At 48.0% G+C, this 12,948-nt stretch carries 10 protein-coding genes; 7 read left to right on the forward strand and 3 right to left on the reverse strand.

Features of this window, described 5'->3' with window-relative positions; translation table 11 throughout:
• Window positions 1-2 precede the first annotated feature (2 nt).
• Genes V5T57_RS08245 through V5T57_RS08275 form a run of 7 tightly spaced genes read left to right on the forward strand, consistent with a single transcriptional unit; the run spans window position 3 to window position 10,645 of the window.
• On the forward strand, window positions 3-1,973 hold the full coding sequence (locus V5T57_RS08245) for an ATP-binding protein (RefSeq protein ID WP_332890715.1): 1,971 nt from the start codon (window positions 3-5) through the stop codon (window positions 1,971-1,973).
• Window positions 1,970-4,663, forward strand: coding sequence for a PAS domain S-box protein (locus tag V5T57_RS08250; RefSeq protein WP_332890716.1), 2,694 nt, complete (start codon window positions 1,970-1,972; stop codon window positions 4,661-4,663). Before V5T57_RS08245 ends, V5T57_RS08250 begins: the two co-directional genes overlap by 4 nt.
• Before the next feature lie 30 nt (window positions 4,664-4,693).
• Window positions 4,694-6,382, forward strand: coding sequence for a hemerythrin domain-containing protein (locus V5T57_RS08255; RefSeq protein ID WP_332890717.1), 1,689 nt, complete (start codon window positions 4,694-4,696; stop codon window positions 6,380-6,382).
• A complete protein-coding gene (locus tag V5T57_RS08260) occupies window positions 6,379-7,758 on the forward strand; it encodes an adenylate/guanylate cyclase domain-containing protein (protein ID WP_332890718.1) in 1,380 nt (459 codons plus the stop codon). Before V5T57_RS08255 ends, V5T57_RS08260 begins: the two co-directional genes overlap by 4 nt.
• Before the next feature lie 17 nt (window positions 7,759-7,775).
• A complete protein-coding gene (locus V5T57_RS08265) occupies window positions 7,776-8,672 on the forward strand; it encodes a response regulator (protein WP_332890719.1) in 897 nt (298 codons plus the stop codon).
• A gap of 59 nt (window positions 8,673-8,731) precedes the next feature.
• Window positions 8,732-9,991 (forward strand): heme NO-binding domain-containing protein, encoded by a 1,260-nt coding sequence (locus tag V5T57_RS08270; protein WP_332890720.1) that lies wholly within the window; start codon window positions 8,732-8,734, stop codon window positions 9,989-9,991.
• Between the two features lie 9 nt (window positions 9,992-10,000).
• A complete protein-coding gene (locus tag V5T57_RS08275) occupies window positions 10,001-10,645 on the forward strand; it encodes a hypothetical protein (RefSeq protein ID WP_332890721.1) in 645 nt (214 codons plus the stop codon).
• A 158-nt stretch (window positions 10,646-10,803) separates the two neighbouring features.
• Here V5T57_RS08275 and V5T57_RS08280 read toward each other — a convergent pair whose 3' ends face one another.
• From V5T57_RS08280 to V5T57_RS20900, 3 genes are all read right to left on the reverse strand, one after another.
• Complete coding sequence (locus tag V5T57_RS08280) at window positions 10,804-11,529, reverse strand: PilZ domain-containing protein (protein WP_332890722.1); 726 nt, start codon at window positions 11,527-11,529, stop codon at window positions 10,804-10,806.
• A 588-nt stretch (window positions 11,530-12,117) separates the two neighbouring features.
• Entirely contained in the window at window positions 12,118-12,471 is a 354-nt protein-coding gene (locus V5T57_RS20895) for an IS1 family transposase (RefSeq protein ID WP_442918182.1), read from the reverse strand.
• Between the two features lie 40 nt (window positions 12,472-12,511).
• Window positions 12,512-12,730 carry an IS1-like element transposase gene (locus tag V5T57_RS20900; RefSeq protein WP_442918183.1) on the reverse strand — a complete coding sequence of 73 codons (219 nt, stop codon included), beginning with the start codon at window positions 12,728-12,730 and terminating at the stop codon, window positions 12,512-12,514.
• Window positions 12,731-12,948: the final 218 nt, after the last annotated feature.

Raw genomic sequence — 12,948 nt, forward strand, 5'->3', positions numbered from 1 at the left:
CCATGGTTCAAATACGCAGCATAGGTTTGCAGATTTCCCTAGGGTTTGCCCTGGTTTTGGGCATGCTGCTTATCTATGCGCTTTTTGGGCTGGAGGCTTTTGAGGGTAAAATCACCCAAATTATGGGAATGCATGGCTCTGAGATTGCGGTTGAACAGTTGAACCATGTGGAGCGGCGCATCTTTAATTTGAGTGATGAGTTGATCCGATATGGTCAACAACCCCATGTACAGCAGGCGTTAATACAGGCCAATGTTTTTCCTGAGGATGAGGTCCAAGAGCAGGGGAGAGCACGTTGTACAAGCATGAGCCAACCCTGTTGGCAGCAGATGGCGTTGGCGCCTTTATCTCTCTCTCTAAGTCGTTTTTTTATCCCGGTTTATCACCATTTTCGGGCAGAGCCTGTTTTTATAAGTGTCATGCTTATGGATCGTCAAGGCTACCCCATCGCATGGGCTGGTGATCCCATTGATCGATCGTTGCCCCATTTGCAGTGCCATACACAGCTTGCAGAGAATAGAGTGTTTGTCTCTGAACCCTTTTTAGATCAAAAAACAGGGCATTATCTCATCCGGCTAACGGCAGCGTTGTTAGACCCACAAGGCCATACTGTTGGTAGCTTATGTAGTCTCATACCGGCCCTGCATATTTTGCGACATGCTGTCAGCAAACTTTCGGTATCAAACCGGGGTGACTTCTATCTTTTTGATCAATCAGGTCGTCTGCTTTATGCCGATCATCCTTTCCGGTTATTGGAATCCTTTGCACATGCGCAGCAATTTAAGCTGGCATCCCAAGAGCAGGGTTTTTTTTGGTACCAGGAGCATCATAAACGTACGCTCTATTCCTATGCTCGCCGTGTAAAGCTTAATGATGGGGGCAATAAATATCGTTTTAAAGGGGGAGGATGGGTTCTCATTATTGGTTGGCCAGATGATTTTATCTCTTCCCCCATATGGGCATTTAAGCAGCAGCAGTTGTGGTCATTGATGTTAGCTGCTTTGGTGGCCATAGCCATTGCTCTGGTTATTACCTTTATGGTTACGAAGCGCTTAGCCCAAGTACGCCGTGCAACCCACCAGTTGGCTTTGGGAGACTACAGTCAGCGTATTCCTCAGATGTACCGAGATGAAGTGGGGCAGTTGGCTGCGGATTTCAACCATATGGCTACAGAATTGGAACAAGCTCACCAGGTTCTAAAGCTGGAGGTTCGCCAACGCCGTAAAACCCAGGAAGACCTACAAGCACAGACCCAGGCTCTTTTGCGTTCCAATAGCTATTTAGAACGGTTTGCTTACAGCGCCTCTCATGATTTGCAAGAACCTTTGCGTTCCGTCTCCAACTACCTTCGGATTATCCAGCGCCGTTATGGGGAACGGCTGGATGCGGAAGGGGAATCCTTTGTCCAACACACGTTAAATGCCTCCAAACGCATGCAACGTATGATTGAAGGCTTGTTGCTGCTCTCTCGTGTGAACACACAGGGCCGTGATTTTAAAAAACTAAATACTGAACGTCTTATGCAGGAGGTGATGGATAACCTGACGGTCGCCATTCAAGAAGCTGGAGCGACCATCACCTTTGATGATCTTCCTGAGATAGAAGGGGATGAAACTCAGCTTGCGGATCTTTTTCAAAATCTATTAAACAATGCCATGCGTTATCAGCATGCGCAGCGTGCGCCCATAATCCAGGTTCATGGAGAGGTGGATGAACAGGGGATACAGCTAGTATTTAAAGATAATGGTATGGGTATTGAATCTCAGTATTGGGAAGATATTTTTACCATATTTAAAAGACTTAACCCCTTGGGTCAGGTGCAGGGGTCGGGTATTGGGCTGGCTTTGTGTAGGCAAATTATGGCCCACCATAACGGCACCATTACCGTGCATAGTCAGCCCGAACAGGGTAGTACCTTTACGCTGCATTTTCCACCTCCTGGCTGTTTAGCGGATAGAGGGGGGGAAGTATGATTAATCGCCTTTATCATGTATTGGTTGTTGAGGATAGTCCTGATGACTTCAGGGTGTTAATGGCTGAACTGGCTGATGCCCGATACTCCCCCTTCAAGCTCCACCAGGAGCAGGAGCTGACAAGTGCGATCGAGCGTGTAAAACAGCGAGATTGGGACCTTGTATTGTTGGATGTCAACTTGCTGGACAGCACCGGTGAACAGACCATTACCCAGTTCTTAGATGTGGCTCAATACTGTGCTGTTATTGTTATGACAGGCTCTGCAGATCATGCGTTGGCAGAGTTGGCCTTGGCGGAAGGGGCGCAGGACTTTCTCATAAAAGGTCAAATCTTTGGGGACAATTTGGTCCGGGCCATGTTGTTTGCCATTAAACGTCAGGTCGACCAGCAAGAGATACGGCAACTGAAGCAGGAGTTAGAGCGACGCGTAGAGTCCCGAACCAAGGATTTAACCCATACCATTCATCAATTACAGGCGGAGGTTCTTGGTAGAGAAAGGGCTGAAGCTTCACTTAGAGAGAGTGAGGAGCGCCACCGTCTCTATCTGCAAAATGCGGCAGATCCTATTGTTATTATGGATTATGACGGTATCGTCCGTTGGTCTAATCATCAGGCTCATTATGTTCTCGGTTATAAATGGGATGAGTTGTCGGGGATGTTTTACGAACATTTTTGTACACCCAAAGGGTTGAACCGGGCGCGGGTCTATTTTCAAGAGCTTTTGCAAAAGGGTGATCTGAGTATTCCTGAGCTTTGGATCAAACGGGGCCAGGGGGATGCTATTCCCATGGATATTACCGCCAAGGTAATTGAAGTTCAGGGCGAACCACGGATTCAAGCCATTCTTAGAGATGTATCCAGCCGTTATGAGGCACAGCAAGCCATTGGGCATAGACTCAAGCTTGAGCAGTTGGTGGCTTCTCTCTCATCCCGTTTTGTGCAGTGCTCTTTGGATGAGATGGATCAAGTCATCGTTTCAGCCTTACAGTCACTTGCTGAGTTTAGCGATGCTGAACGGGGCTGCCTGTTTTTGTTCTCCAAAGATTTAACAAGCTACAGTAATACCCATGAATGGTGTCTACCTGGCGTGGCTTCTCTACAAGAAAAAAGGCAGGGGCTTTCTATCAAAGAGGTCGGCTTGCCTGTTGAAGCTCTAACTCAAGGAAAAATCGTTCAAATACCTCGTGTCTTAGAGCCTGGTTTACCCTATGAACGTCTCAAAAAACATCTCCAGCAGGCGGACCTGTTCTCTGTGATCTATGTACCCATGCGTTGGCGGGAGCGCATCTTGGGTTTTTTAAGTTTTGCCACCTGTGCGCGGGAAAAACAGTGGTCGGAAGAAGACCTCGTCATGTTACGCCTAGCCGGAGAGATTTTTGCCGGGGCACTGTTGCAACAAGAGATGGAGCAGCGCCTGCGTAATGACCTTTACGGAGCACAGCTTTTTGGACAGCAGGTAGATGCCCAGCGGCAGGAGCTACAAACTGTGCTGGATGGTTTGCCCTTTCCAACCTACCTGGTTGAGATGCCACGCAAGACCATACGTCTGGCCAACCATAAGGCCCAACAATTGGGCATTATGCCCGATCAGACCTGTTATAGGGTGTTGTGGAACCAAGAACAGGCGTGCTGTGATCAAGATCATCCCTGTGCTTTGGCGCGTGTCTTAGAGCGGGGAACAACAGCCCGTGTGGAACGTAGCTGGCGTTTTGCGGACCAACCCAAACGAACACTGGCCTTTCATGCTGCGCCTATTGAGGATGCCAACCACAATATCCCCTGGATTGTAGAGACCATCATCGACATAACCGAAATGAAACGGCTGGAAAAACAGGAGCAGTTCCACGCCTTTCAGTCTGGGGTTGCTGAAATGGCGGTGACACTTCTGCACAATATTGGTAATGCCATTATGAGCATCATGAACCGTGCAGAGAATATTGAACAGCAGAGCATCGCCCTACAAAAGCAGGCGGCCATGCTTCAACGGGTAGGTGGTGTGGCCAATCGAAAGATGGCCAAAGGGGAAGATCCTGTAAAGCTTATGTGTAGCTTGGGTGAGGCTCTTACCGATATTGGTGATGAGATTGTAAGTTTGGCTGAGAATGAGCTGAAGAAAAATGCCACGCAGATTCACCTGGGTGTGCGGCATATTTCAGAGATTATTCAGATCCACCAAAACGCCTCTAAATATGTGATGTACTCCCAGTTTGACCTATCGGAGTTGATAGAGGATGCACTGATTATTCAAGCCGATATCTTGGAAAAATATAAAATTGAGGTGACCGTTAACATCTCGCCTTTACTACGGCAAGTTAATCTACCACGAAGCCAATTTTTACAGATGATGATTAATCTGATTAAAAATGCCCGAGAAGCCATTGCCGACCGAACGGCACCCAACGATGAGCCCAATCAGATCGGTATTTCTGTCATGCCCAAAGGGGTCGTGCGTATGTTGATCCATGTGGTGGACAATGGATGTGGTATCGCCGAGGAGGATTTAACCCGGATCTTCCATTTTGGTGTTACCATGAAAAAGCAGGGATCTGGCCTAGGGTTGCACTCCATCGCTAACTTTGTACAAGGGTTGGAAGGTACCATCGAGGCCATCAGCGCAGGTAAAGATAAAGGTGCTCTTTTTAACATTGAACTGCCGGTGGATTGTCAGGCGCAGGAGAATCAAGAGTAACGTTTAGCTTAGGCCGGGAGGAGGTTTGTGATGTTATGGAATAAGGCTTTTCAAATTGGTAATGCCATGGTGGATGAAGAGCATCGCATCCTGCTTTCTAAAGCTGCGGAACTGCTGGATCATGATCAAGTTGATAATGAATCCTTTCAACAGTTAATTAAATATTTAAACCGTTATGTTGGTGAGCATTTTGACCATGAAGAGGCTCTTATGCAGAAGGTTGCATACCCGCTGTATGAAGAGCACAAACGTATTCATGATAATTTTAAAAAGCGTTTAAACCGACAGTTGCTCGCTTTTGCGGATGAACAGCTGCATCCACAGCACAAACAGGAGCTTCTTCGGTCGTTGGCGCTGTGGGTTTTGCAACACATTATGGAAAATGATCAGAAAATTGGAGATTTTTTACGTCAGCAGGGCTATGAAGACGAGGCCGATGAGAGTTGGGCTGATACCCCGCAAGACCTAGACCTGACCTCCTTTTTTCTCGGTGAAATTCAGGTGGAACAGGCACGCATGCGTGCCGTGGTTGATGCACTACCCTATGCCCTGTATTCGGTGGATTCTACCAGCGGGCAAATCATTCAGGTCAATACACGGGCTCAGCAGTTAGGTTTGAGTGTTGGGGAGGTGCTGGAGTGGTCCACGCCAGCACCACAAGGGCGGCGCTTAAGCTTGATGGAGAGTTTTGCCAGTGCCATTCCTGCGGCACTACAGACAGGTAAACCGGTACGTCAGGAGTGTTTGGTTACCCATCAATCTCAGCCATTTTGTTATGTCTATCATGCTGTTCCGGTCAAGGGCGCTGGGGGTGATATTATATTGATCGTCGTGACCATGGTGGATTATACAGCGGTTAAACGGGATCAGGAGCAGCTTCACTACGCCTCTTTCCAGTCTGGTGTGGCTGAAATGAGTATCTCTATTTTGCACAATATTGGTAATGCCATTATGAGCATCCTCAACAGGGCTGAGACGCTACAGTTAAAAAGTGAGGAGCTTAAGCAGACGGCACAGATGTTGGAAAAAGTAGGACCTGCCTCGCGCAAGCGTTTAGCCAGTGGCCAATCGGCTGAGCAGGTTTTGGATACCTTGCTAGAGGTTATGGCTGACCTGGGTGAGCAGTTGTCAGAGACGGCTCAAAGTGCCTTTGAACAACCCTCCGAGCAGATTAGAACCAGTGTTGAGCATATTTCGGATATTATAAAAATTCATCGTGACTCATCCCAATATGTTTTGATCTCAGAATTTTACCTTAAAGAGTTGATTGAGGACGCCACCCTAATTCAATCGGACCTGTTGGAAAAATATGGGGTGGATATGGTGGTGCAGGTCTCGGAGCAACTGCCACAACTTAAACTTCCTCGTAGTCAGATGCTGCAGATGATGATTAATCTGATCAAAAATGGGTTGGAAGCCATTGCGGCCCAACCAGAAGTTGATCCGGGGCGTATTCAAATTACAGCTGAGCCAATTGAGGACGACCGCTTTGAAATAAGGGTTGTGGATAACGGTTGCGGTATTGAAGCTGAACGGCTGCAGGACATTTTTCGCTTTGGCGTCACCAGTAAAGCGTCAGGATCTGGCTTTGGTCTCCATACCGTGGGTAATTTTGTGCAGTCGTTAAATGGGTCTATTGTGGCTAAGAGTGCGGGTAAAGGGCAGGGGGCCAGCTTTGTGATCCAGCTACCTTTATGGGCTGAGAAGGGCCAATCATGAGCAATAATCGTGTGTTAGTCGTAGATGATGATCAGCAGTTGCTGGATGCTTATGTCAATATTCTCGGGCCACAAAAAACGTCTTCGGTTGCTTCAGACAAACTCAGTGCCTTTTTGGATGAGGCCGAGGAGGAAGTGGATACACCTGAGGAAGAGCCTTATCAAAGCTTTGATGTGGTGGCGGCCAACCAGGGAGAAGAGGGGGTTGCCCAGGTCCAGGATGCATTGGATCAAAACTGCCCTTTTGCGGTGGCTTTTATTGATATTCGTATGCCTCCGGGGATTGATGGTCTACAGACTGCCAAACAGATACGGGCACTGGATGAAGCGATCTATATCATTATTGTCACCGCCTACAGTGACCGTTCGGTTGAGGAGATTCAGCGTAACCTGCGTCACGATGTGGTCTTGGCCCGTAAGCCTATGACGCGGGAGGAGATTTTTCAACAGGCGCGCAATGCTTGCATCAGCTGGTGTAAAGATCGTGAACTGGAAGATAAGAACCGTCAACTCGAAGAGCAAATTGAAATCTTTAACAAGTTTGTGCCCAAGAATTTTATCCATGTGTTAGATGACCAGGAGCAACAGGGGCATATTGCACTTGGGGCCTGTAAAGAGCGGGCGATGACGGTGATGTTTTCTGATATTCGATCTTTTACGGCTTTTTCCGAGTCGATTTCCCCCTCGGAGAGTTTTCGCTTTATTAACAGCTATCTTGGCCATATGGGGCCGATCATTCGGGAGCATGATGGTTTTATCGATAAATATATGGGTGATGGCATCATGGCCTTGTTTGAAGATCCCACCAATGCGGTGGCCACTGCGGTAGAAATGAGTCAGCGGTTGTATGGTTATAATGAGGGGCGTCAACGGGCCGGGTATATTCCCATAGCCATTGGGGTTGGGATTAATGTTGGGCCGGTGATGATGGGGACCATAGGTGAAAGTGACCGCATGGATACCACGGTTATTGGAGATACCGTTAATCTGGCAGCTCGTACCGAAGCCCTAACCAAGCAGTATGGCGCGCCTGTTCTGTTGTCTGAGATGGCGGTTCAAGCCCTAAAGGATGATTTTCCGTATCGCTTACGGTTGGTCGATTATATCCAAGTACGGGGCAAAAGCGCCCCTATGGCCTTTCATGAAATTTTGGATGCCCACCCAGAACAATTACGGCAGAAGAAATTATCTATACTGCCCGAGTATGTGAAGGGGGTACAATATTATCATGCCCGTGAAATGGATAAGGCAACCCAGTGTTTTCAAGCCTGTTTGGCGGGCTGCCCGGAAGATGTGCCAACCCGGATTTTTTTACAACGGTGTTGGGGAATGGCAGGGGACTATGCCTCCTCCATTGTCCCCTCTTCGGATGCGTAGTATTTGGGAGTTGATCCATGTCTAATACCCGGATTCTAGCTGTTGATGACGATGAGCAACTGCTACAGGTCTATCGTGATATTTTGCTGCCCAAAGAACAGCAGCGTTCCAAACTGGATCTGTTTATGGATGAGGAGGCGGTAACGCCGGTTGAAGCCCAAGAGCAGGGGTATGAAGTTGTGACCGCTTCTCAAGGGGTGGATGCTGTTGCACTGATACGGCAGTCATTAAGCGAAAACCGTCCATTTGCGGCTGCTTTTGTCGATATACGCATGCCCCCTGGGATTGATGGTCTGGAGACAGCAAAACAGATTCGTGATCTGGATGATCGTGTCTATATCATCTTTGTCACAGCTTACAGTGACCGAAGTGTTGATGAAATTCAGGAGACGGTAAAACATGATGTGCTGTTAACCCGTAAACCGCTGACCCGGGATGAGGTTTTGCAACTGGCTCGTAATGCTTGCAACAGTTGGGCGCAGGACCAAAACTTGGAACAGATGCAACAGAGCCTGGAGCGTAAGGTAGAAGAGCATGCTATGGCACGCTGGGCCATGGAAAACCTCGTCTCTTCGGCCTCTGTAGGTTTGGTGGTCTGTACAGAAAAAGGCATGGTGACCTCGATCAACCCCGCAGCGGCAGCCATGGCGGCCATGGAAGAAGAGGATCTGTTGGGGGAGCCTTTGGGAGCGTTGTTTGCAGAAGGTGAGATCGAGGGGATCATTACCAAAGCGGCCTATCAAGGTCCGCAACGCAATATGCCCATAACCTTAAAAAAAGCCGATGGTGGGGTAAGCCAACTGTTGGTGTCGGCCTCCAGCATGCAGGATGCGCCGGGTTTGGAGGAGGTGCAGCAAGGGGGGGGTGGGCACTCGATTGTTTTGGTGTGGAATGAGCAAAGCTCCCCTGCCTAATTCAGCGAGCCCCATTAATCATGGTTGTCGCACCCATATAGACTTAAGGAAACCAGCTTATGCATGGTTTTATGTTCGTCAAATGGCGCAGTTTTGTGGCATCGCTTGATCCACCTGTGTCGTGGAGTACGATTATTGATGAAGCTGAATTGGTGGATGAACCTTTTCATCCCAGCTTGGCCTATCCTGACCTGCTGTTTTCAACCTTAATCCGCACCACAGCTCGGCAGGCTGGTTTGGAGCCGCAGCAATTGCTGGAAGATTTTGGTCGATCTTTGGCCATTGATCTCATCCATATCGCAGGTCTGTTGGGGTTAATCCAGACCGAATGGCGTACGTTGGATGTGGTTGAAAATGTAAAAAATATCATTCATGCGGGGATCCACTCCTATAATCCCCAGGTCTCCCCACCGGAGATTCGCACCATCCGCACCAAAAATAATGAAGTCGCGTTGGGGTATCAATCTTCACGCCGTCTCTTGCCCATGCTCAAGGGTATTGTTCACGGAATAGCCGACTACTATGACGAAGAGGTTGTCTTAACCGAGACCCACCCCCTGGAAAAAGAGCGGGAGCTTAGTCGCATCAATGTGGTTCTGGTCGGTGCAGAGCAAGAGATGTTGGTGAGCTGTGGTCGGGAGATTAAAGAGATCCTAAAACGTGGTGGGGATATTAAGCTTTATAACATCTATAAGGGGGTGCCCATCTCCTACCCCGGTTATTTGCAAAAGGTGCATGACAATGCTGTCATGGTCAAAGCTTCTAAAACTCAGCTTATTGCTATGCAGGCTGAGGGTATGGCTTTTTTCTCAAGCCCCCATGTGGATATGGGCCTGCAGGGGCGCGTAAGCCGTATTGATTGGAATGCTCAGACCGCTATTTTAGACCATATTCAATATGCTGAGGGTGCGGTGGGGTTGCGTCTGTCCATTCGGGTTGAACCCTCAGAGGAGATCCCCGTTAAATTGCGCTTGGGGGATCGGGTTATACCAGGGGTCATGATGGATCTCTCTATGGGGGGGTGTAATTTACTGACTGAGAAGGTGGATGAGGTTGGTGTGGATGATATGTGCGAGCTGTTAGAGCTGCACTTTGAGTTGAATGTTAAAAACTGGGACCCCTTTTTGGGGGAGATGGAGAGCCGCAAGGTCTCCATGAAACCGGGTGGTGAATTGTTGGGGGTTTATGAGCTATCACGGGGCTCTAATGTTCGGGTTTCGTTCACGGAGGTCTCCAACCGCGATATGGTGACTTTAGAGCAGTATATTATGCAAATTCAGCTGGATGTCTTACGGGAGTTGCGGGATCGTATCCAATAGGAGGATGTGATGAAACGGGCCAAGGGAAAGGTTGAAACAGATATTTTATTGATTGATATTGTTGGCTTTTCCTTGTTGAGTGACGATGAGCAATTTCTCACGGTTAACCTGTTGAATGATGGAATTGATGAATCGTTGCACTTTATTGGTATTCCTGATGTCTTGGATGATGCCATGGAGGTTGTACGGGGTATGGTCCCGACGGGGGATGGTTGTTATGTCATCTTGAACCCTAAACTGTCGGGCTATGCGCCTATTTTAGCTTTGGGTCTGCGTAACATTCTGCTTTATAAAAGCCGACAAGCCGGTGGGCTGTTTTCTGGCGTTCGGGTCTCCGCCCATACAGGTGTGGTCATACCTTTTAAGGATGCAACGGGTAAGGAGAACTTTATTGGCAGTGGTATGAACAATTGTGCGCGGATTCAGAGTATTCCTGATTTTTTAAAGTCTGAAGCCGCCAGTTTTGCTGGAGATGAAAACTGGGTAAATGTCTCAACAGCTTGCTGGACACGATTTAATCAGAAATTTGATCATAGCCAGTTAAATAATAATGGCTTTCGTTTTTCAGAACAGTTTCAGTTTAAGGATAAGCACGGGATCTCTCATGCTTGTCTTTTTATCGATCTATCAAGGGTGTGGGTATCTGGCCTGTAAAGCTGTACGCACATGGGGGGGGAGATCTTGCGTAACGTTGACGGATCTTTAATAGCTAAATGGGACCACACCGGTCACCGCAACCCTTCTTCCGTCAGTCGATCCTTTATTACACTTAACTCAAAAATAAATAGAGAATACGTATCCTATGTTGCTCTCTAGTCATCAAATAGATCGCGTCGCTGCTCAATATGTTTACGTTGTAGAAGAGCCACAAGATTTTCAATTTGCACCGCTGTTTTTTGGGATTCCGGTAAAAAACGTGCCCGCAAAAAACGCTCACCACCTTTTTCCAGGTCTTTAAGCATCACGCTGTTGGTGCGCAGGTCTATGGCCTCATCCTTCCACAGTAGGACCAAGCGGACACGGGCTTTTTCTGAGATGTAGGGAATGGATCCTACGCTTTGAAATGAGAGCCCACCAGCACTGATATCCTTAACCGTCGCAAGGAAAGAGAGCCCAGAAGGGCGGATAACTTTAAGTTTAATCCGCCATTTTTCATCAACCTCAACCCGTACATCCGAACGTTTTTGGTCGGTAAGGGTCAGTTGTGTGGGTACGTCCAACAATAACGTCTTATCTTTGCCGATAGACTGAAATTGGGTTGTGGCCTCGGCACAGAAATCCGAGGTAAAAAACTGAATAAAAATGGTCTCTGCTTGGCGAATCTTCGCATTACCCATGGCGGGGTCCAGGGGGGCAATCCCCATATAGTCACCAGCCTGCAGAGCCTCCAGAGAATTTGCATTGACGCGCAAAAGGGAGTAGTAGTCAGTTTTTTGTTTATCTAATTGAATTTTCAAGGATGAATCAGCAAGCACCGCTGATGTGATCAGCTTAACGATCTCTCTTCTGGCATCGGTGATAAGAGGCTTATCTGTCATTGGGTATGACCTATAAACGTGCTTGGTTAATGAGCGTATGAGTGCGGTATAACTGTGAGAATTTGTTCCATTTTACAATAGAAATGACTTTAGCAGGGAAAAAATCAGCGCTCTGTCGTTATGTTGCTCAAACCGTATCGGAAGGTATGCAGCGGGACCATGATCTGTTTGGGAGCACCACGCATGATCAAAAGGGGTATGAAACGGAGCAGGGCCTGTGCTGAGGTTGAGCAAAGGCCAGATCATCATACCCTTTCAGAAAGTTGCCTCTTCTAGGTGGTTTGAGTGATGAGTCTCGCTGAAGTTTCAGCTAAAGCTGCATGGCATAAAGGCGGGCATTCAGCTCTATGTGAATGGTTGCATGGATTAAACATGTTCACTTGGATCATATCCTAGAACCTCGATCTGAACCTTACCATCAGGCGTGCCTTACCCGAGGAGTACGTGCATAGGTCTGGGCTGCGATGGAGCTTAACCTCATGCCAACGTTTAGATCTGGACCTTACCATCAGGCGTACCTTGCTAGGCGGGCGCGATCCTTTTAGGTCGTGTCGCCAAGAGGTTGATTGATGCAAACCTCATCCAAATTCATGGATGTGATGCATAGGCCAAGAAAGGTATCGTGCATCGCTTGGAGAAACCGATCGTTTTTCGGGCCAACCGTTTGATCCTTGTACGCCAAGTTAGGTGTTTGTGCGCTATACAGTGGGTATTGTGCTTTCCGGCATGATGTTCTGTCGCCATAGGGACACGGTGATAGGCAGCCCAATCATCGGTAAACAACGCAACGATCCAGAATGGCTCCAAAAGTTTGCGCCGTTCTTTTAGCACCGCATCTGTTCGTGAGCCAAAAATATAGGCCAGAACGTACCCCGAGTGGCGCTCAACGGTATGCCATATCCATTGGGGGGCACTACCCTGTAGGACCTTTGTCTGCTTCAGCTTTGTCTATACGAACCACTGAGAGGGCTGTGATCACCACCTATGACATAAGAATTTCTTGGGCATTCATTTGAGCCAAGAGAGATTTTTTTGATGTCCTGGTGACATTGTTACAGCCAACTCTAAGGACTCTTGCAGTATGGCGTGTACCAAATGCATTCATCGCTCTATCAGTGGTTTGTCTTTTGGTTCTAGGTTTACATGTGTGGGAAGTATCGTCGAGCTCTAAGTATTTTCTCTTGAACCCGTCTTGTCGCAGTGGAAACGGGGTGAGCCGTTCTTATGCTTGCCATTTTTTTACGACACATTTGCTGCCACAGAGCAGGCTATAAACTGGAACTAAAACCAGGATATCCTCTACATACACGTGGTTTCAAATAGCCCCAATCGAACGACGAAAACGCGTGCTTGATTTCAGTGATGCAGGAGGTCGCAAGACAGATGCGGCAGTTCTGTTTCAAGTAAGTCGAGCGACGA

The sequence above is a fragment of the Magnetococcus sp. PR-3 genome (genome assembly GCF_036689865.1).
Classification (GTDB): domain Bacteria; phylum Pseudomonadota; class Magnetococcia; order Magnetococcales; family Magnetococcaceae; genus Magnetococcus.